This window comes from Thiocapsa sp. UBA6158, from assembly GCF_002423035.1.
Taxonomy (GTDB): Bacteria; Pseudomonadota; Gammaproteobacteria; order Chromatiales; family Chromatiaceae; genus Thiocapsa.
In genome coordinates, this window is sequence record NZ_DIUM01000135.1 from 61,934 (window position 1) to 82,358 (window position 20,425).

At 63.9% G+C, this 20,425-nt stretch carries 17 protein-coding genes and 3 pseudogenes; 9 read left to right on the forward strand and 11 right to left on the reverse strand.

Annotated features, from left to right (window positions below; all coding sequences use genetic code 11):
• Window positions 1-49 precede the first annotated feature (49 nt).
• Window positions 50-1,573, reverse strand: a complete 1,524-nt coding sequence (locus B4N44_RS18190) for a Ppx/GppA phosphatase family protein (RefSeq protein ID WP_296703978.1) — start codon at window positions 1,571-1,573, stop codon at window positions 50-52.
• A gap of 177 nt (window positions 1,574-1,750) precedes the next feature.
• Between B4N44_RS18190 and recQ the strand changes: the two genes are divergently transcribed.
• The gene (gene recQ / locus B4N44_RS18195) at window positions 1,751-3,955 is read left to right on the forward strand and encodes a DNA helicase RecQ (protein ID WP_296703981.1); all 2,205 of its coding nucleotides are present in this window, start codon (window positions 1,751-1,753) and stop codon (window positions 3,953-3,955) included.
• Between the two features lie 54 nt (window positions 3,956-4,009).
• The gene (locus B4N44_RS18200; protein ID WP_296703983.1) at window positions 4,010-4,375 is read left to right on the forward strand and encodes a hypothetical protein; all 366 of its coding nucleotides are present in this window, start codon (window positions 4,010-4,012) and stop codon (window positions 4,373-4,375) included.
• 172 nt (window positions 4,376-4,547) lie between these two features.
• Here the strand turns inward: B4N44_RS18200 and metH are convergent.
• The 4 genes and pseudogenes from metH to B4N44_RS20005 all read right to left on the reverse strand — a co-directional run bounded on the left by metH (window position 4,548) and on the right by B4N44_RS20005 (window position 8,216).
• Window positions 4,548-7,155, reverse strand: a pseudogene (gene metH, locus B4N44_RS19835) (methionine synthase).
• Between the two features lie 64 nt (window positions 7,156-7,219).
• Window positions 7,220-7,642, reverse strand: a complete 423-nt coding sequence (locus B4N44_RS18215; protein WP_296703988.1) for a type II toxin-antitoxin system VapC family toxin — start codon at window positions 7,640-7,642, stop codon at window positions 7,220-7,222.
• Entirely contained in the window at window positions 7,600-7,809 is a 210-nt protein-coding gene (locus B4N44_RS18220; protein WP_296703991.1) for a type II toxin-antitoxin system Phd/YefM family antitoxin, read from the reverse strand. The genes B4N44_RS18215 and B4N44_RS18220 overlap by 43 nt, the downstream gene beginning before the upstream one ends.
• A gap of 143 nt (window positions 7,810-7,952) precedes the next feature.
• A complete protein-coding gene (locus B4N44_RS20005; protein WP_296704387.1) occupies window positions 7,953-8,216 on the reverse strand; it encodes a hypothetical protein in 264 nt (87 codons plus the stop codon).
• 83 nt (window positions 8,217-8,299) lie between these two features.
• On the opposite strand from B4N44_RS20005, the gene B4N44_RS18230 reads away from it, so the two are divergent.
• From B4N44_RS18230 to cynS, 7 genes are all read left to right on the forward strand, one after another.
• Window positions 8,300-9,406 (forward strand): sensor histidine kinase, encoded by a 1,107-nt coding sequence (locus B4N44_RS18230; RefSeq protein WP_296703994.1) that lies wholly within the window; start codon window positions 8,300-8,302, stop codon window positions 9,404-9,406.
• Window positions 9,403-10,038, forward strand: a complete 636-nt coding sequence (locus B4N44_RS18235) for a response regulator (RefSeq protein WP_296704000.1) — start codon at window positions 9,403-9,405, stop codon at window positions 10,036-10,038. Before B4N44_RS18230 ends, B4N44_RS18235 begins: the two co-directional genes overlap by 4 nt.
• Window positions 10,039-10,091: 53 nt before the next feature.
• Complete coding sequence (locus tag B4N44_RS18240) at window positions 10,092-10,853, forward strand: DJ-1/PfpI family protein (RefSeq protein ID WP_296704003.1); 762 nt, start codon at window positions 10,092-10,094, stop codon at window positions 10,851-10,853.
• Between the two features lie 72 nt (window positions 10,854-10,925).
• Entirely contained in the window at window positions 10,926-12,287 is a 1,362-nt protein-coding gene (locus B4N44_RS18245; RefSeq protein ID WP_296704006.1) for a CmpA/NrtA family ABC transporter substrate-binding protein, read from the forward strand.
• A gap of 3 nt (window positions 12,288-12,290) precedes the next feature.
• On the forward strand, window positions 12,291-13,133 hold the full coding sequence (gene ntrB, locus B4N44_RS18250; protein WP_296704009.1) for a nitrate ABC transporter permease: 843 nt from the start codon (window positions 12,291-12,293) through the stop codon (window positions 13,131-13,133).
• Between the two features lie 5 nt (window positions 13,134-13,138).
• Window positions 13,139-14,074: an ABC transporter ATP-binding protein gene (locus tag B4N44_RS18255; RefSeq protein ID WP_296704011.1), complete on the forward strand. Its 936-nt coding sequence runs from the start codon at window positions 13,139-13,141 to the stop codon at window positions 14,072-14,074.
• Window positions 14,075-14,087: 13 nt separating this feature from the next.
• The gene (cynS, locus tag B4N44_RS18260; RefSeq protein WP_296704013.1) at window positions 14,088-14,531 is read left to right on the forward strand and encodes a cyanase; all 444 of its coding nucleotides are present in this window, start codon (window positions 14,088-14,090) and stop codon (window positions 14,529-14,531) included.
• A gap of 198 nt (window positions 14,532-14,729) precedes the next feature.
• Here the strand turns inward: cynS and B4N44_RS18265 are convergent.
• From B4N44_RS18265 to B4N44_RS18290, 6 genes and pseudogenes are all read right to left on the reverse strand, one after another.
• A pseudogene (locus B4N44_RS18265) lies at window positions 14,730-15,627 on the reverse strand (AAA family ATPase); the annotation flags it as partial.
• A 3-nt stretch (window positions 15,628-15,630) separates the two neighbouring features.
• A pseudogene (locus B4N44_RS18270) lies at window positions 15,631-15,723 on the reverse strand (type II toxin-antitoxin system prevent-host-death family antitoxin); the annotation flags it as partial.
• Window positions 15,724-15,880: 157 nt separating this feature from the next.
• Entirely contained in the window at window positions 15,881-16,402 is a 522-nt protein-coding gene (gene tnpA, locus B4N44_RS18275; protein ID WP_296704016.1) for an IS66 family insertion sequence element accessory protein TnpA, read from the reverse strand.
• A 189-nt stretch (window positions 16,403-16,591) separates the two neighbouring features.
• Window positions 16,592-18,592 carry a diguanylate cyclase gene (locus tag B4N44_RS18280; RefSeq protein WP_296704018.1) on the reverse strand — a complete coding sequence of 667 codons (2,001 nt, stop codon included), beginning with the start codon at window positions 18,590-18,592 and terminating at the stop codon, window positions 16,592-16,594.
• Between the two features lie 773 nt (window positions 18,593-19,365).
• Window positions 19,366-19,785 (reverse strand): DUF4124 domain-containing protein, encoded by a 420-nt coding sequence (locus B4N44_RS18285; RefSeq protein WP_296704021.1) that lies wholly within the window; start codon window positions 19,783-19,785, stop codon window positions 19,366-19,368.
• 39 nt (window positions 19,786-19,824) lie between these two features.
• A complete protein-coding gene (locus B4N44_RS18290; RefSeq protein ID WP_296704024.1) occupies window positions 19,825-20,220 on the reverse strand; it encodes a cupin domain-containing protein in 396 nt (131 codons plus the stop codon).
• Window positions 20,221-20,425: the final 205 nt, after the last annotated feature.

Sequence of the window (20,425 nt, forward strand, 5' to 3'; positions counted from 1 at the left end):
AAAAGGATACGGGCCGGCATGAGGGGCCATCCGGGCGGTCCCGACAGGTTCAACCGAATTCAAGACGAATCCCGGCGGAAGCCAAGCGCTCGGCCTCTTCTTCGAGTTCCAATCGCGTCAAGGGGTGATCGGCGAGCCAGTCGTCCGGGAAGCTCAACGCGAGGTTGTCGCCGTTGGTCGTGAGTGTCGGATCGGGTTTGCTTTCCGAGGAGCGTCCGCGATGCAGCAGAACGGCCAGCCGCAGGATGACGCAGAGCCTGCGTGCCGGTTCCCTGCTCCCGTGGGGTAGGACTGCAAGCTCTTGGACGGGAAACTTCCGCCTGTGTCCGAGCACCAAGGCGGCGAGCAGCATCTGCTCCGGTCGCGTGAAGCCGGCGAGATCGGCATTGCGCAGCAGATAGGCCCCGTGTTTCTGGTGCTGGCTGTGGGCGACCATGACGCCGATTTCGTGGAGGCGTGCCGCCCACGCCAGCATGAGCCCGTGGTTGGGATCCTGCAGCGCCCAAGGTGCGGCGAGACGGCGCATAAGGGCCAAGGCGGTCGCCCGGACACGTTGGGCGTGGTCCTGATCGATCTGAAAGTGTCGGCTGAGGGTCTCGACGGTGCGTTCCCGGACATCCACGTGTTGGCTGCGCCCCATCATTTCGTAGATCAAGCCTTCGCGCAGTGCGTATTCCGAGACCTGCAGATGCTGGATCCCGAGTGTCTCGAAGACCGATCGCAGCACGGCGACACCGCCGGCGAAGACCGGCTTACGCTCCTCGGCCAAGCCCTTGAGCGCGAGGGTGGAGATTCGGCCCGTCTCCACAAGTGCATCGCGAAGCCGCAGCAACGCCGTCGCGGAGATCCCGTCTTCGCACCAGCCTTCGGCCGCCACGACTGCGGCGATGGACTTGATGGTCCCGGAGCTGCCGACCGCCGTTTGCCAGCCGGTGCGACGAAACAGCTCGCGTACGGGTCGTACCTCGAGCGCTCCCGTGAGCTCGGCCTTCTCCATGGCTCGGGCGGTGATGCGCCCGTCGGCGAAATGGCGGCGCGACATGCTCACGCAGCCCATGTACAGGCTCTCGCGCAGGCGTGGTGAAAAACCGAGTCCGACGATGATCTCGGTGCTTCCGCCGCCGATGTCGACGACCAGGCGGCGCTCGGTCCCCACGGCCAGATCATGGGCGACGCCGAGGTAGATCAGGCGTGCCTCTTCGCGACCCGCGATGACCTCGATGGGGTGGCCGAGCGCCGCCTCCGCTCGGGGAAGGAAATCACTGTCGGGCGCGAGCTGACGTAGGGTGTTGGTTCCGACCGCACGCACGCTGCCGGGGGGGAATCCACGGAGCCTCTGGCCGAATCGCTCCAGACACGCCAAAGCACGCTCGGCGACCTGCGCGTCGAGCTGCTTGTCCTCGCCCACGCCTTCGCCGAGGCGGACCATCTCCTTGAGGCGATCGGTCACCTGCATGTGACCCTTGTCGATGCGGGCCACGATCATGTGAAAGCTGTTGGACCCGAGATCGACGGCTGCGACGACCTCTGGCAGCATGGTCTCGACGGCGGCCTGGACGGGCTCTTCAATCATGGCAGGTTCCAACGCTGAACGGCGCCTAAATGGTACCAGAAGCCGGCTCGATGGCGGGTGTCGCGCGTCGCTGTCGCTCGGGATGGCCGAACGCGCGAGCACAGAGGGTCGCGCGTACACGAATGGGCTAAAATGCGCATCGCAACCGATGCGGTTGCGATGGTGTGGAGTGACAGGATGAACGAGACGCCGCTTCAGGTTCTCAACCGCGTCTTCGGCTACGAGCGTTTTCGCGACGCCCAGGCCGAGATCATCGGCCGCGTGATCGCCGGTGGAGATGCGCTGGTGTTGATGCCCACGGGCGGCGGCAAGTCGCTCTGTTATCAGATCCCGGCGATCCTGCGGCCGGGGGTCGGCGTGGTGGTCTCGCCTCTGATCGCCTTGATGCAGGACCAGGTCGATGCGCTGCGACAACTCGGGGTGCGGGCCGCCTTCCTGAACTCGTCGCTGACACTGCAGGAGGCTCGAGCGGTCGAGGAGTCGATGCTTTCGGGCGATCTGGACCTGGTCTATGTCGCCCCCGAGCGCCTGCTGACCGAGCGTTTCCTCGCCCTGCTGGATCGCGTCCGGGTTGCCCTTTTTGCCATCGACGAGGCCCACTGCGTCTCCCAGTGGGGCCATGATTTCCGTCCCGAATACATCCAACTCCACCTGCTGCACGAGCGCTGGCCTCACATCCCGCGCGTTGCGCTCACCGCGACCGCCGATGCCCCGACCCGTGCCGAGATCCTCACCCGTTTGGGCCTGGAGCAGGCCGGGCAGTTCGTGTCCAGCTTCGACCGACCGAACATCCGCTATCGCATCGTCGAGAAGGCCAACCCGCGTCAGCAACTCATCGCCTTCCTGCGCAACGAGCATCCCGGCGATGCAGGCATCGTCTACTGTCTGTCGCGACGCAAGGTCGAAGAGACGGCGGACTATCTCGCGACCCAGGGCATTGCCGCGCTCCCCTATCACGCAGGACTCCCGGCCGAAACACGCCGCAAGCATCAGGCCCGGTTCCTGCGCGAGGAGGGTGTGATCATCGTCGCGACCATCGCCTTCGGGATGGGGATCGACAAGCCGGACGTGCGCTTCGTCGCCCATCTGAACCTGCCGAAAAGCCTGGAGGCCTACTATCAGGAGACCGGGCGCGGCGGCCGGGACGGTCAGCCCGCGGACGCCTGGATGACCTACGGCTTGGGCGACGTGGTGATGCTGCGTCGCATGATCGAGGACTCCGAGGCCGAGGAGCGCTTCAAGCGCGTGGAGATGCAGAAGCTCGACAGCATGCTCGGCTTCTGCGAGACCACCGAATGTCGGCGCCAGGTTCTGCTCAACTATTTCGGCGAGCCTCTGCCCAAGCCCTGCGGCAACTGCGACACCTGCCTGGAGCCGGTCGCCACCTGGGACGGAACGCAGGCGGCGCAAAAGGCGCTCTCGTGCATCTATCGCACCGGCCAGCGTTTCGGCAGCAGCTATCTGGTGGATGTCTTGCTCGGCAAGAAGAACGAGCGCATCCGCCGCTTCGGACATGACCAAGTCACGACCTTCGGCATCGGCCAAGAGCTCTCCGCGGATCAATGGAAGTCGGTCTATCGCCAGCTCGTCGCGGCCGGGTTCATCCGGGTCGATTTCGAGGGACACGGCGCGCTCTGCCTGACCGAGCAGAGCCGCCCCCTGCTGCGCGGGGAGCGCAGGCTCCGACTGCGGCAAGACCCGGACCGCAAACGCACGAGCTCCGCCGCACGTCGGCCCGCCATGGCGCCGCCGACCGATCCGGAGGCGCTCGCGCTCTGGCAGGCCCTGCGCGACTACCGGCGTCAGCTCGCCCTGGAGCAGGATGTGCCGGCCTACCACATCTTCAACGATGTCACGCTCAACGAGATGCTGACCTATCGCCCGCGCGATCGCGACGAGCTGTCTCGGATCAACGGTGTCGGTCAGGTGAAGCTCGAGCGCTTCGGCGCGGGCTTTCTGCGGTTGCTCGCCCTGCACGAGGCGGAGCACGGCCGACCGGAACGCGTCCCGCGCTTGCCTGCCGCCAGAGCGGCTGCAGGCGAGACCCGCGCCGGAGCGATCGAGCTGGCCGACTCGGTTTTGGAGACCCTGAGGCTGCTGCGCTCCGGACTCTCCGTGGAGGCGATCGCCGATCGCCGCGAGCTGAAGCCCAGCACCATCTATACGCACCTGTCGCGCTGTATCGAGGTCGGCGAACTCTCGGTCGGCGAGGTCGTCGCCCTCGACCGGGACAGCCTGCGGGCGATCGAATTCGCCATCGAGCAACAGTCCGAGGGCGCGCTCATCAGCCTCAAGCCGATCTACGACGCCTTCGAAGGCCGCTACAACTATGGACTCTTAAGCTGTATACGGGCCGGGATGGGGATCTCTGCAGGGGGTTGATCCGCAGCAGCTCGTTATATAATCCCAACCGTGCGCGATCCAGCGGAGCCCGCCATGAGCCTGACCCAGCAAGATATCGATTTCATCAAGACCAACATGCCCGTGTGGCTTGCCGAGCAGAGTCTCGGCAAGCCAACGGCTGTTTATGAGATCGAGCTGCGCGAGCGCATGGTGCGTGTCGAGGAGGAGCTCAAACACCAGCGTGAGTTGATGCGTCAGGGCTTCGAGCAGATGGATAAGCGCTTCGAGGCGATGCAGGCCAACATGGACAAGCGCTTCGAGCAGGTCGAGCGACGCTTCGAGCAGATGGACAAGCGCTTCGACGAGATGATCCGACGCCACGACCGCCACTTCCTGTGGCTGATCGCGTTCATCACCACGGTCGGCGGCCTGGTCATTGCCGCCGGTAAGTTGTGGTAGCGTGCCCGCCGCCGAACGCTCTTACCATGTCCGATCTCGAAGGCGGCCAGCACGGAACTCGCTCAGCGTACTCTTATTTTTTTAATATCTTAAAACGGGCCAGCTCCAACGCTTATCAAGTCTGCCTGGGCCGATCCCATCCAAAAACATCGCATACCGCGCTAGGCGCGGTTTAATCCGCCTCGTACGCCAAATTCGGTGCCAGCCACCGCTCGATCTCGGGCAGCGGCATGCCTTTGCGCTCGGCGTAGTCGGCGACCTGGTCGCGGGCGAGCTTGCCGACTGCAAAGTATCGGCTGTCGGGGTGCGAGAAATAGAGCCCGCTGACCGCGGCGGTCGGGACCATTGCCTTGGACTCGGTCAGCCAAATGCCGGTGTTGCGCTCGGCATCCAGGGCCTGCCAGAGTAGATCCTTCTCGGTGTGGTCGGGCGAGGCCGGATAGCCCATCGCGGGACGGATGCCCTGGTAGCGCTCCTCGATCATGTCCTCGTTGCTCAAGGTCTCGTCGGGGGCATAGCGCCAATGGCGTGTGCGCACCCGCGCATGCAGCATCTCGGCCAATGCCTCGGCGAGACGGTCGGCGATGGCCTTGAGCATGATGGCGGAGTAATCGTCGTGATCGGCCTCGAAGGCGGCGACGCGCGGGTCGATCCCGATCCCGGCGGTGCAGGCGAAGCCGCCGACATAGTCCGGGATGCCCGTCTCGGCCGGTGCGATGTAGTCGGCCAGACATTCGTTGTACTTGCCGGGCGGCTGCTTGCCCTGTTTGCGCAGACAATGGAAGGTCAGCAGGGTCTCGCTGCGGCTCTCGTCGGTGTAGACGGCGATGTCGTCGCCGACCGCGTTGGCGGGGAAGAGACCGATGACGGCGGCGGCGCCGAGCCACTTCTCGGTGATGATCCTGTGGAGCATCGCCTTGGCGTCGTCGAAGAGCTTGCGCGCCTCGACGCCCTTCTCGGGGTCGTCCAGGATCTGCGGATAGCGCCCGCGCAGCTCCCAGGCGTGGAAGAAGAACGTCCAGTCGATATAGGCGGCGATTTCCTCGAGCGGGATGTCGTGGAAGCTCTGCACGCCCGGCTCGGCGGGGACCGGCGGCTGATAGTGCTCCCAATCGATCGGTGTGCGGTTGGCTTGCGCCTTGGTCAGCGGCACCAGATCGCGGGCCTCGTCGCGCGAGGCGCGGCGCTCGCGGATCTGCACATATTCGGCGCGCACACCGGCGACATACTTCTCCTTCATCTCCTTCGACAGCAGGCTGCCGGCGACACCGACGGCGCGCGAGGCGTCCTTCACATGGATCACCGGATGCGCATACTGCGGCTCGATCTTGACCGCCGTGTGCAGCTTCGAGGTCGTCGCACCGCCGATCAGCAGCGGGATGGTAAAGCCCTGACGCTGCATCTCCTTGGCGACATGGACCATCTCGTCGAGCGAGGGGGTGATGAGCCCGGACAGCCCGATAATGTCGGCGTTCACCTCGCGCGCCTTGGCGAGGATCCGGTCGGCCGGCACCATGACGCCCATGTCGATCACTTCATAGCTGTTGCACTGGAGTACGACCCCGACGATGTTCTTGCCGATGTCGTGCACGTCGCCCTTGACAGTCGCCATGAGGATGCGCCCCTGGGTGTCGCCCTCGCACTTCTCGGCCTCCAGAAAGGGCTCCAGATAGGCGACGGATTTCTTCATGACACGCGCGGATTTGACCACCTGCGGCAGGAACATCTTGCCNNTCCATCAGCGGGCCTTCGATGACATTGATGGGCGTGCCGAGCTTCTGGCGCGCCTCCTCGGTGTCCTCGACGATGAAGTCGGTGATGCCCTTGATCAGCGCATGCTCGATGCGCTTCTCTACCGTCGTCTCGCGCCAGGAGAGATCCTGCTTGTTCTCGATGCCCGAGCCGTCGCCTTTGTATTTGGGCGCGATGTCGAGCAGCCGCTCGGTGGCATCCGGGCGCCGGTTGAGGATGACGTCCTCGACCGCCTCGCGCAGCTCCGCGGGCAGATCGTCGTAGATGGCGAGCTGACCGGCGTTGACGATGCCCATGTCCATCCCGGCGCGGATCGCGTGATAGAGAAAGACCGAGTGGATCGCCTCGCGTACCGGGTCGTTGCCGCGGAAGGAGAAGCTGACGTTGGAGACGCCGCCCGAGACCTTGGCGTAAGGCAGCTCGCGTTTGATGCGACGGGTCGCCTCGATGAAGTCGACAGCGTAGTTGTTGTGCTCTTCGATGCCGGTGGCCACGGCGAAGATGTTGGGGTCGAAGATGATGTCCTCGGGCGCGAAACCGATCTCCTCGACCAGGATGCGATAGGCGCGCGCGCAGATCTCGAACTTGCGATCCTGGGTGTCGGCCTGGCCGACCTCGTCGAAGGCCATGATCACGGCCGCAGCGCCGTAGCGTTTGACCTTCTTGGCCTGCTCGCGGAAGGCCGCCTCGCCCTCCTTCAGGCTGATCGAGTTGACGATGCATTTGCCCTGAACGCACTTGAGCCCGGCCTCGATCACCGACCATTTCGACGAGTCGATCATGATCGGCACGCGCGCGATATCCGGCTCCGCGGCGATCAGATTCAGGAAGCGCACCATGGCCGCCTGCGAGTCCAGCATCGCCTCGTCCATGTTGATGTCGATCACCTGGGCGCCGTTCTCAACCTGCTGGCGCGCAACATCCAGCGCGGCATCGAAGTTGCCGTCCAGGATGAGTCGCTTGAACTTGGCGGAGCCGGTCACGTTGGTGCGTTCGCCGATGTTGATGAAGGTGGCTTGTGGGGTCATGGCGTAGTTTCGCTATAGCGGATAGGCGGTTGCGTTGCAGCGCGGCGCGGACGGGGGTGAGCGATCACGCAAGCAGGGTTCGCACATCATACTTGGCAATCTGCGGATCGCGCGTGCCCAGGACCAAACCGGAGGTTTGTGCCTGCGCGACCAGAAGCCGGTCGCACGGGCCGCGACGATGCATCGGTAAGCCGAGATCTGCGGTGATGTGAGGGCTCTCGATCTGGAGCACACCATAGCCGGCCTTCGGGATCGCCTCGAAGAAGTCCGCAGGCAGATCGAGCTTGCCGATCGATGACTTGATCGCGCACTCCCACAGGGGCACCAGGCTCACGCAGACGAGGTTCTCGGCCGACCCGATAACCTCCTGCGCTGTTCTCGAGAGCGCGGTTGGCTGATGGAGTGCCCGTAGAAGGGCATGCGTATCAAACAGGACTCGAACGGTCAGTCGACCATGCCGAGGTCGCGTGCGATCTCTTCGGGCCATGTGTCGCAGTCGTCGACGATCCGCAATTGCCCCCGAAGAAGCCCGAAGCACTGATTCGGCGGCGCTGACTCATGGCGGGTCATCCGCACGACACGCTTACCCATACTCGTGATGATGACGTCTTGCCCTCGGCTTGCCTGCTCGACGACCTCGGAAAAGCGGGCCATGGCGTCCGTCACATCGAGGATGGCGTTCGCCGTCGAAGATTCCGGGGACCCGGCCTGGCCTGACTATAAGGTCCGGGCCGACAGCGAGCAAGGCCGTCCGGTACTGTGTTCAGTACCCTCGTTATGTGTGGATCAGGATAAATTCATTTCCATTTCAAATCGATGCCGTGAGGCTCGACGGTTCGATTGTGCGTGACCAGGTGCAGACGTTCGACAGGCGCCCGAGGGATGAGTATCCGATCGAAGGGGAGGCGATAGTCGCTTCCCTCGTCGATCAACTGCCGGGCAAAACCGGTCTTGTCGACGTAGCCATTGTCGTGATCGCCGATCTCGCGAAAGGTCTGAATCCCGACCGGCAGTTTGCGGCGGTATCGGCTCGGACAGGTCCCTTTTTTGCATGACGACACGCATCGCCGGGTCATCCTGTCTCCGAATGTTTGCGAATCTCCACCACCTCTCCCACCACGCGGCCTGGCGGCGACAGCTCGAGATGTTGCTCGAGTCAGCCGGTGAAGGCATCTACGGCATCGACCTTGCCGGGCGTTGCATCTTCATCAACCGGGTCGGCGCCGAGCTGCTGGGTTACGACCCCGATGAGGTGCTCGGGCGCCAGATGCACTATCTCATCCATCACTCGCACGGAAACGGTGCACGCATGCCGGTGGAGGACTGCCGGATCTTCAAGGCATTCAAGGAGGGCTGCAGTTGCCGGGTCGAGGACGAGGTCCTCTGGCGGCGCGACGGCAGTCCCTTTCCGGCCGAGTATGCCTCCTACCCCATCCGCAACGGCGAGGAGGTCGTCGGCGCGGTCGTCACCTTCACCGATATCACCGAGCGCAAGCGTACCGAGGCGGCACTCCATGCCGCCCGTGCCGAGTTGGAACGGCGCGTCGTGGAGCGGACCACGGAGCTGTCTGCCGCGCACCTGCAGCTGAGCCAGGCGCACGACGGACTTCTGCGCCTCTCGGCCCATCTCAACTCGGTCAGGGAAGAGGAGCGGGCACACATCGCACGCGAGATTCACGACGATCTGGGTGCCTCGCTGACCGCCATGCAGCTCGAGCTGAATTGGCTGCGGCAACGCCTGACCGATGACCCGCTGATGCGCCGCCATATCGACGCGGCACTCGAGATCGGCGGCGGCGCCATGGATGCCCTGCGCCGCATCCTCAACGACCTGCGCCCCGGCGTCCTCGATCACCTGGGTCTCTGGGCGGCCCTGGAGTCCTTGCTGGAAGAGACCGAGGCCCGCTCGGGTCTTCACTGCAGCTTCATCTGCCCTGGCGAGGTCGAGCGCTGCCGGCTGGGCCGGGATGCGGAGATCGCCGTCTACCGTATCGTCCAGGAGGTGCTGACCAACACGCAGCGCCATGCCGAGGCACGCCGGGTCTGTCTCTCGACCCAAGCGCAGGACCGCGATCTGCTGATCGAGATGTCCGACGACGGCCGCGGGATGCGGCTGCCGGCACAGCCCGTCAGTTTCGGATTGCTCGGGATGCATGAGCGGGCGCGTGCCATCGGGGGCGAGTTCGCCATCGCCAGTCATCCCGGCGAGGGCACTCGGGTGTCTTTGAGGCTGCGGGGGGTGCTCGCGTGATCGGGCTCCTCGTCGTCGACGATCACATGATCATCCGCCGGGGTCTTATCCAGATCCTGTCGGAGGAGGTCCGGATCGGCTCCATCCAGGAGGCATCCGATGGACCCGGGGCGCTGCGTATCCTGCGCACGACCGCGGTCGATGTCATCCTGCTCGACATCGCCCTGGGCGACCGCGATGGGTTCGAGGCGTTGAAGCTCATCAAGAGCGAGTTTCCCAAGGTCGGGGTGATCATGCTCTCGGTCTATCCCGAGTCACAGTTCGGTGTGCGCGCCATCCGCGCCGGTGCCGGCGCCTATCTCAATAAAGGCTGCTCGCCCGAGGAGCTGCTCGGGGCCATCACCAAGGTGGCCGCAGGCGGTGTCTTCATCACGCCGGGCATCGCCGAGATGCTCGCGCGCAGCGTGCGCGAGGACAGCGCCCGTCCACCCCACGAGAGCCTTTCCAATCGCGAGTTTCAGGTGCTCAACCTGCTTGTCCAGGGGCGGTCCGTCTCCTTGATCGCCGAGCAGCTCATCCTGTCCTCGAACACCATCTCGACCTATCGCAGCCGCATCTTCGAGAAGCTCGGCATCCGAACCCTGGTCGAGCTGGTGACCTATGCCAATCGCCATGGTCTGATCGAGCCCTGAGCCCTACCGAACGCACGACGACATCCCTGTAGTGATTCCACTACGAGGAAATCATGGGTTTCGCGATACCGGGTGCGATCGTCGGTCCGGACAATGGGACCATCGAAAAAAGCCGGGGACAGCACGCGATGCGCAAGGCCGGATTCAGACTCGGGGTGTTCGTCTTCAAGGACGCGGAGGTCATCGACTACGCCGCACCCTGCGGTGTGCTCTCGGTAGCACGACGGTTCGACCCCGAGATCGATGTCTTCCTGGTCGCCGAGACCCTGCGTCCTGTCCAGACCCAGGCCGGCATCACGGTGTTGCCCAATTACGGTTTTACCGACCGACCGGCGATGGACGCCTTCCTGATCCCGGGAGGGTTCGGCACACGTCAGGAGATGCACAACCGCAATCTGCACGACTTCATTCTGGGGCTTCCCGACGCCTGTCTCCTCACGAGCGTCTGCACCGGCTCCTGGATCTACGCCTGTATGGGCCTGCTCGATGGGCTGCCGGCCACCAACCGCAAGGAGCCCGATCGGCTCGAAGCATCCCACCTCGGCAAGACCCCGATCGCCCGGTTGGCCGAGCTGGCCCCGGCCTGTCGAATCAGTCACGCCCGCGTGGTCGATGCCGGACGCATCGTCACCGCAGGCGGCATCAGCTCCGGGATGGAGCTGGGATTCCATCTGCTGCGGCGCGCCGGATATGACGCCGCGTTCATCCAGGGCGTCGCTCGGGTCATGGAATATCAACGGGCCTACGCGCTTTACGAGCACGACATCGAGTATGCGAATCCGCCACTCGGCTCGCCCAAGCTCATCTCGGCCTAGGTCCGACCATCCCTGTCGGAACGCGCGTCTGAGTTCCCCATCGGCATCCACTATCGGAACGAGGAACCACTCATGTCCCTGCCCAATCCCTTCGATCCCGACGTCAAACTGCACCGCGGCGGCTGCTCCTGCGGACATCATCGCAACCAGGCCGAGCATGATCAGGCCCATGCCCAAGACCAGCGGCAGCAGCAGGATCGGCTGGTCGAGGGCGCCGTCATGCGCGCGCTCTTCCCTCGGGACGCCGAGCGGCGTCGTTTTCTGAAGACGGTCGGGACAGGAACGGCCCTGGCCGCGATCTCGAGCATCTTCCCGCTCGGGCTCGCCAAAGAGGTCTTCGCGGAGACCAACGGGCCACTCGAGAAGACCAAGTTGAGCGTCGGCTTCATCCCCATCACCTGCGCGACGCCCATCATCATGGCGCATCCGCTGGGGTACTACTCGAAGTACGGGCTCGACGTCGAGGTGGTCAAGACCGCCGGTTGGGCCGTGGTGCGCGATAAATCACTCGCGAAAGAGTACGACGCCGCCCACATGCTCTCCCCGATGCCCCTTGCCATCACGATCGGTGCAGGATCCAACCCCATTCCCTGGACCATGCCGGCGGTCGAGAACATCAACGGCCAGGCCATCACGCTCGCGATGAAGCACAAGGACAAGCGCGACCCGGCCGACTGGAAGGGGTTCAAGTTTGCCGTCCCCTTCGATTACTCGATGCACAATTATCTGTTGCGCTACTACCTCGCCGAGCACGGCTTGGATCCGGATCGGGACGTGCAGATCCGCGCCGTACCGCCGCCCGAGATGGTCGCCAACCTGCGTGCCGACAACATCGACGGCTTCCTGGCTCCCGATCCCGTGAATCAGCGCGCGGTTTACGACGGTGTGGGCTTCATCCACCTCCTCTCCAAAGAGATCTGGGACGGACACCCCTGCTGTGCCTTCGCCGCCAGCCGCGAGTTCGTCACCGGCATGCCCAACACCTATCAAGCCCTGCTCAAGGCGATCCTGGATGCCACCGCCTATGCCCGCAAAGCCGAGAACCGCAAGGAGATCGCCGCGGCGATCGCCCCGGCCAACTATCTCAACCAGCCCGTCACGGTGGTCGAGCAGGTGCTCACCGGGACCTTCGCCGACGGCTTGGGCAATATCGTGCAGGATCCAGAGCGGATCGATTTCGATCCCTTCCCCTACGAGTCCTTCGCCATCTGGATCCTGACCCAGATGAAGCGTTGGGGTCAGATTGATGGCGATGTCGACTACGCGAAGGTGGCAAGCGAGGTCTTCCTCGCGACGGATGCGGCCCGTCTCATGAAAGAGGTCGGCATGGAGGTTCCGACCGATCCGGTGATGGCCTTCTCGGTCATGGGCAAGCCGTTCGATCCGTCGGAGCCGGCGGCCTATATCGAGAGCTTCCCGATCCGGAGGACCTGACGGATGAAGCCAACCAGCTTCTGGGCAGCACCGATTCTCTCGCTGCTCTTCTTCGCCGCCTTCGTCGGTGTCTGGCATTTCTCGACCCAGCAGACCCTCGGCGAGGTGACGGTGGATCCGGAATACGCGGCCCTCATCGGCGCACAGGCGGCCACGGGCGGGCAGTCAGCGATGCCCGGTCCGCTGGATGTCGGCGCGAAGCTCTGGGAGCACATCCGGGATCCCTTTTATGACCGGGGGACCAACGACAAGGGCATCGGCACCCAGCTGATCTACTCGATCGGGCGCGTGTTGATCGGATTTGCGCTCGCGGCGCTGGTTGCCATCCCCCTGGGCTTTGTGATCGGGATGTCGCCGTTGATTTATAAGGCGCTCGATCCCTTCATCCAGGTGCTCAAGCCGATCTCGCCGCTCGCCTGGATGCCACTTGCGCTCTACACCATCAAGGACTCCAACATCTCGGCCGTGTTCGTGATCTTTATCTGCTCGCTCTGGCCAATGCTGGTGAACACCGCTTTCGGTGTCGCCTCGGTGCGCAAGGACTGGCTGAATGTCGCCCGAACCCTCGAAGTCTCGTCACTGCGCACCGCCTTCCAGGTCATCCTTCCCGCCGCCGCGCCCACCATCATGACCGGGATGCGGATCTCGGTCGGCATCGCCTGGTTGGTCATCGTCGCCGCCGAGATGTTGGTCGGTGGCACCGGGATCGGCTACTTCGTGTGGAACGAGTGGAACAACCTCTCCATCACCAACATCATCACCGCCATCCTTCTGATCGGCCTGGTCGGAATGATGCTGGACACCCTGCTCGCGCAGCTGGCTCGCGCGGTCACTTACAAGGAATAAGCCGCATGTCGCAGCCCTTTCTGAAGATCGAGGGATTGACCAAACGCTTTGCAGGCACAGGCGGATCGCCCGACTTCACGGTCTTCGAGAACATCTTTTTCGGGATCGAGAAGGGTGAGTTCGCCTGCATCGTCGGCCACTCCGGATGCGGCAAAACCACCATCCTGAACGTCCTGGCCGGACTGGACGAGGCCACCGAGGGCGGCGTGGTCATGGGCGGTCGCGAGATCGCAGGTCCCTCGCTCGAGCGCGGCGTGGTCTTCCAGAGTCACGCCCTGCTGCCCTGGCTGTCCGCCCTGGGCAACGTCGCCTTCGGCGTGCGCTCGCGCTGGCCCCGCTGGTCGTCCAAAGAGATCGAGGCCCACAGCGTCCGCTACCTGGAGATGGTCGGCTTGGGCGCGGCCCTTCACAAGAAGCCGGCGGAGCTTTCCGGCGGCATGAAGCAGCGTGTGGGCATCGCGCGCGCCTTTGCGATCGAGCCCAAGATGCTTCTGCTCGACGAGCCCTTCGGAGCGCTCGACGCGCTCACGCGCGGCACCATCCAGGACGAGCTCCTCTCGATCGTCCAGGCCACGCACCAGACCGTCTTCATGATCACGCACGACGTCGACGAGGCCATCCTGCTCGCCGACAAGGTGCTGCTGATGAGCAATGGCCCGTACGCAAAGATCGCCGAGATCGTCGAGATCACGATGCCGCGCGACCGCACCCGCGCGACCGTCCATCACGACCCCCAGTACTACCGGATCCGCAATCACCTGGTCGACTTCCTGGTGAATCGCTCCAAGACCTATGCGGGCGAGCAAGGCGACGACCCGGTGCACCCGCCGATCGTCCGTCCCGGACTCGACGGCGGCGCTCGGGTTGTCCCGCTCACCAAGACACCGGCCACATCGAATCAGGCCAGCCCTGAACCAGCCCTTCGCAACGCATCCAACTGATGGAGACCACACCATGACACGCGACGACGTCACCGCTCTCATCCTGTCCGCCAAGCTCGAGAAAGGACTGAGCTGGTCCCGGCTCGCCGAGATCATCGGCCACAGTAAAGAATGGTCGACCGCGGCCCTACTGGGTCAGATGACCCTCACCGAGAACCAGGCCAAGGCCGTCGGCGCCGCGCTCGGGTTGCCCGACGAGGCGATCACCCAGCTCCAGATCGTCCCCTTCAAAGGGTCCTTACCCACCGCTGTGCCGACCGATCCGCTCATCTACCGCTTCTACGAGCTCGTCAATGTCTACGGGACATCGATCAAGGCGCTGATCCACGAAGAGTTCGGCGACGGCATCATGAGCGCCATCGACTTCAGCATGGATATCCAGCGCGAGCCCGACCCCAAGGGCGACCGCGTTCAGATCCGGATGAGCGGGAAATTCCTGCCTTATAAGACCTATTAGCGCAGCGTTCGCCGGGCGCCGTTGTCGGATCTTTTCAAGGGGCCGGAGTGCTCGTCCGCAGCGATTCGAGAAGCAGGCGATGCGGCTGCGATTCGGGGCAAGGAAGAAGCGGTGTAGGGTGACGTCAGTCGCCCAGCGGTCCTGCGTGGCTATGGCGTCAGGTCCGGAAATCACCCACCGGGTCGCTCGACTCCGGCGCTAAATCGTCTCGACCTCGAAGCCGACCAGGGTGCGACGCTCTCGGCTGAATTCGATGCCGATCAGATGGATGGGTTCGCCGGCGGCGCGGTTCTTCTCCGCGTAGCCGCGATCCTTGATCTGCTGGAGCGCGCGTCCCTCGGCTGCGAGCTCCACGACCTTGAATTCGAACAGCCAGATCCGGCCGTTGAACTTAAGAGTCAGGTCGATTCGGCCTTGATTGCCGGAATCCTCCGGTGTCAGGTCCAGTCCCGGGGCGGCAAGGTGGCTGTAGAAGACGCTGGCATAGAAGCCTTCGTACCGAGCGATCGGGTGGCCGTCATGCCACTGATGCGGAATGGCTGCGAAGAGCGCTTCGACATGGGCACGTAGGGCGCTGAAATCGCCGGACAGGAGCACAGATCGTGATGTCCTTCAGGTTGTTTAACCCCGAGAAGATACTCACCTTGCTGAATTTGGTCACCCCGCTAAGGAAGGCGAAGCGGATGTGGGCGTCGGATCCCTTGACCACCGAGTAGAGATTACGCAGTCCGTCGCGCATGGCGCGAGCCGTGTCGCGGTCGTTCAGATTATCGAGGATCGGCTTGTCGTATTCATCCGCCAGGACCACGACACGTTGACTGTAGTGGGCGTGGGTCTTGCGGGTCAGCTCGCCGAAGGCCCCGGCGATGTCGAGATCCGGATGGACGGCGACCGCCAGTGCCTCGCGGTTGATGCGCAGCAGATCGGCGATTCGCGCATCCAGTCCTTCGCGACTTTTCAGCACCCCTTCGGCAAAGCTGATCCGGATGACCGGATAGCGCGTCGACCAGTCCCAGTGCGGATGGATCGCCAGGCCCCGGAACAGCGCCTCGTTGCCGGCAAACAGCTCGGCCAGGGTGTCGATCAGCAGCGACTTGCTTAGATCACCGGCACACTCGTCAACCGGTGTCTTCATCCCTTTCCGGATCGATTCGCGCATACCGGGGACAGATAGCAGAAACAGTGACTCACGCGGTGTAAGCTGGTGTTTGCTTGCCTGAGCGGTCTCCCCGTGGGCTTTGCCGTTTTCCAGGGACAATGGCCTCCACGCATACTCGGCTCGGCGCAGATAATCCCATGCAAATTACTGAAAGAATAATGGTTTGTTGGATGCGTCAGGGTGCTTGCATCTAACCCCCTCGGCGTCGGGCAAGATTGTACGAGCCCATGACCGGAAGAAAATCCAGATCGGCCTGAAGGACATCGACCTCCAGGCGCACGCCGCCACCGAAGACCAGGGGCAGCACCCGATCACTGCGCGGCGGCTCGAGGGCTTGGCTGAACGCCACCGGCAGCAAGCGCAACGGCGCCTCGGCGCGGGATCGCGCCTGCCCGCCGCCGGCTTGGTGCTCCCGGCCGAAGACGGCCCGCCAGCGCGACAGACTCCCGGTCGAAATGCCGTGGCGTTCGCAGTACAGTGCCTGCGTCAGACCACTGCCCGGCCAGCCCCGGATCAATTCCCGCCACTGCTCGCGACTGCGCCGCTGCTCCACCATGCTGCTTTCCCTCGGTGCGTTGAACATGGCGACGGCAAGGCGCGCTACGCCAAGCGCAAGGCCAGGGTCGAGGCCGTCTTCGGCATCATCAAGCAGGTATAGGGCTTCCGCCAATTCCTGCTGCGCGGCCTGAGTGCGGTGCAGGGCGAATGGCACCGGTGTGTCCGGGGTGGAATCTCAAGCGCCTTTTTGTGCTTAAAGGATGAAAAAGAGGGAAAATAGTGCTTTTTCGTGAAATATACCGACATTTTCGATGTTTCACGCCCCGCTGCCTATCTTATTTTGGCAATGCAGGCTGTCGCAACCCAATCCGGAACCTAACTCGGACAGGCTAGCGCCTAAACGTCAGTGCCCAGCGACCCTGATCCGGTTGCGCCCCGCCGCCTTAGCCTGGTAGAGTGCATCATCGGCGCGGTCGAGCCAGGCATCGGCGCTTTCGGGGGGATGGAATTGCGCCACGCCGAAGCTGGAGGTGACCTGGCCGACCCCGGGGAAGGGTTCCGCGGCGATCAGTGCACGCAGCTTCTCCGCCAGGTGCTGGGCCTGGGCAGCGTCGCAATGGGGCAGCATGACGACGAACTCCTCGCCACCCCAGCGGGCCAAGATATCGACATCGCGCAGGTGATCGCGCACCCGATGACTGAGGCCGATCAGCACCTGGTCGCCCACCAGGTGGCCATGGGTATCGTTGACCGCCTTGAAGTGGTCGATATCGAGCAATAACAACGACAAAGGCTCGCCGTAGCGCCCGGCGCGCTGGATCTCCGCCGCCACGACCTGCTCGAAGTGACGCCGGTTCCAGACCCCGGTGAGGGTGTCGGTGGTGGCGAGACGTTGGAGCTCGGCGTTGGCGGCCTGAAGCGCCTGGTTGGCCTGTTCAGTGAGGTCCCGCGCCTGGCGCAATTCAAGCTCATGACGTTTGCGCTCGCTGATGTCACGCGAGACCCCCAAAAGCTGGCGTAAAGTCCCGTCGGTATCCTGCTGCGGGTAGACCATGACATCGCCCCAGACGGTCGAGCCATCCCGACAGCGATATTCCAGTTCACCCCGGAAGGGCTCCAAGGGGAGATTGGACCTGGCCCGGGTCTGTACGTCCTGGAAATAACGGCGGTAGTTGGCCAGTGAGGCCGGGGTGAGAACCTCCTCCGGTGCCTGGCGGAGGGCCTCGGCCGGGGTGAAGCCCCGCAGCTTCTCGACGACGGGACTGACATAGGACAGGGTGCCGTCAGGCTCGAGGGTCCAGATGACATCCAAGGCGTTCTCGGCCAGCAGCCGGTGCCGCTCTTCACTGAGGCGCAACTGCTCCTCGACCAGTTGGCGGTCGGTGATGTCGCGGATCAGCATGATGTATTCACCATCGTCCGCGGTTGGCTCCCCTAGTCGGGCGATCGACAGCTCGTACCAGGTCGGTCCCTGAGGTGTGGGCAACGAATAGCTGGCACCCCGATGATAGCCCTTGCGCTCCGCCTCCTCCAAGGCGGCGAGAACCACCCGTGCAGCCTCCGGGGGCAGGAACAGTCGACCCGGGTCCGCCGAGTGACAGTCCCGGATCCGCCCCTCGCGATCCACACGCAACAGCAGATCCGGCAGGGTGTTGATCGTGGCCTCCAGGCGCGCCTTGGCCGCGCGCAACTCGCCTTCGATGCGCTCACGCTCGCGGACATCCTCCTCCAGCGCTTCGCGGGTCCGCCGCAGGTCGTACTCGAGCCGCTGGATGTTCATGACCACCTGACTCAGGGTGACTAGGATCGAGGTCAGGATCAGCAGCAGGATCCACTCGCTCTGATACGCGGGAGAGGTCAGGTAATCGGGCAGTGGGGGCGCCAGGATGCCGACATAGATCGCCCGCATCAGACCAAACAGGGTCAGCACCGCCCAGATGCCCGCCTGCCAGCGATCGAATGAGCCAAAATAGGGCGGGCGCCGGGTCAAGAGCGCCAGGCACAACCGCGACGACCAGATCGCGATCAAGAACATGCCGACCCCGACACGGGCGTTTCGACTGGGCTCGACATAGGTGAACCAGAAAAACGCAACGAGGAAGATCAGGGAGCCGGCGACATCCCAGCGGACACGGACCGGTTGGCCGCGAAAGATCAGGGTCCCGCGCAGATAGAGGATGAGCTCGGCAAAGAGCAGATAGTTGGCCAGGACGATGGTCAGCCAGGGGGGGAATTGATCCCGCGGCAACAGGAAGAGCGCCGCCGAAAGCGCCCGGCATACCGAACCGGCCAGCCAATAGCCGAAGCCGGGATAGGTGCGACGTGTCCAGAAGACCATAGCCATGCTGAAGCTGACCGCCAGGGCGACCACCAGACCGGCGATGATCAGGGTTTTCGTGTCCATTCCACTCCAGGTCTGCCACAGGGCCGGATCGCATCGCCGCTGTTGTTTCGCACCCTGATCCGCGAACCAGCAGCTGGCCATTGAGGCATCATTCCACCGGTGATCCAGTCCGAGGGAGCGCGGTGCTCGGCCGTCTCAGTCGTGCCACTGGTGCGCCGTTGCGGCGCCGATACGGCAGAATGGGCAGACCCCCCGTCACAGAGAGGCCCGCCACGGGGACAACCGTGCGGGCCGTAGGCCGGTGCAACAGCGTTTCGAGTGTCATCTCACCGGCGCGGGTTACATTAAGCAAAAAGGCTGGTTGAGCGCAACGCCTCCGCGCCGAGGAGCCGACCAAGGCCGCGGAGAGGCTGTACGACGACCTGATTCAGTCACGTCTGCAGACGCTGCAGATGCTCGGTCGCGCCGCCGAGTTCAAAGACAACGAGACCGGCCTGCAGATCATCCGCATGCGCGTTTCTCGATATCATGCCGGAGATCCTCGCGATCCGGGAGCAATGGCGGGAATACTGATGACGGCTGCAGCAGCGAGGGCTGTCGACATCCACTCGTACTCTTGGGTCTTGTCCCGTTCTGCCGATGCCCGCCCATGTCGATTCCGGTGCAAGGCGAATCCTGCTGCCGATGGCCGGCGTCCGGGACATCCCCGGGGAGCTGTTCGCCAAGTTCCAAACGTCTTTCTATGCGGACCCGGTCGATGCGGTATTCAAGGCGTTGGGAGTCGAGTCGGCAGGTTTCCCGGCACGTGGAGGCCGCGCGGACGCCGTCCTCGCTCAATCCTTGCCGATCACCGTCCGGGTCTTTTCGCGCGGCCGGTTGATCTCAGGCGGAAGCGCGCCCCGGATCGTCGCATTCCGTTCCTCGATCAGCCATTTCTGGTAAATGAGCGAGGTGTTTGTCCGCGGCTGCTGCCCTTTGGTTGGTTCTCTCGATCGCTGCCGATCGAGCCGGGTTGCCGGAGGTTGCGCCGTCGGGGACGGGCTCAGGTCGAATCCCTGATTGAGTGCGGTGCTCGCCGGTTTGCCGGCGGTGTCCAGCATCTCCCCGGCTGTATCGAGAGGGCAGGCGACGTCGCTGAAGGACACCTTCCCGTCCTTGCTTGTGCACTTGTGTATTTCAGCTGCTGTCGGTAGCGAGAAACCACAAACGGCAATGGCGAGAATGACGAGGCAATCTTTGCAGCGTCGCGGCATTTCCTGACTCCTGGTGTGCAATGACGCGTTCCGGCCGCCCTATTCACTCCCGGCCGGGTGATAGAGCTGCAGGGTTTCCTGCTCGTTGGCGTTGTTTCGCGCCACGATGGCGAGCGCAGGCTCGGTTTCGCTTAGGTTCCGGGGTTGATGGGGTACTCCCGCCGGGATAAAGATGAAGTCGCCTTCGTCGTTGATCACCGAGTCTCGGAGATTCTCGCCGTAGCGTGTCTCGACGCGGCCCTTGAGCAGATAGATGGCGGTTTCGAACCCCAGGTGCAGGTGGGGCTCGGCCTCGCCTGCGGGCGGGATGACCACCAGGTTCATCGAGATCCCCGCAGCGCCGGCCGTGGCCTCGGAGATGCCTACGAAGTTGGGCAGCCGCTGCAGCGTGTCGGCGGGACGCTCGGGGCGGACCGTCACGATCTTTGCGTTCATGACCTGGGCTCTCCGGTTCGCTGACGTCTCTCCGATCATGGGGGTCGCGACCCGCCGGGAGAAGGCGCGCGGGTCGCAACGGATCATCGAGCGCAGGGCCACTGCCTGTGCCTTCTACCAAGCAGGCTTATCGGTCGGCCGGTCATGGAGCCGGTGGCAAGCGACCTGCCTTCGCGCGTACTACACTCAAGCGATTGCGACTACC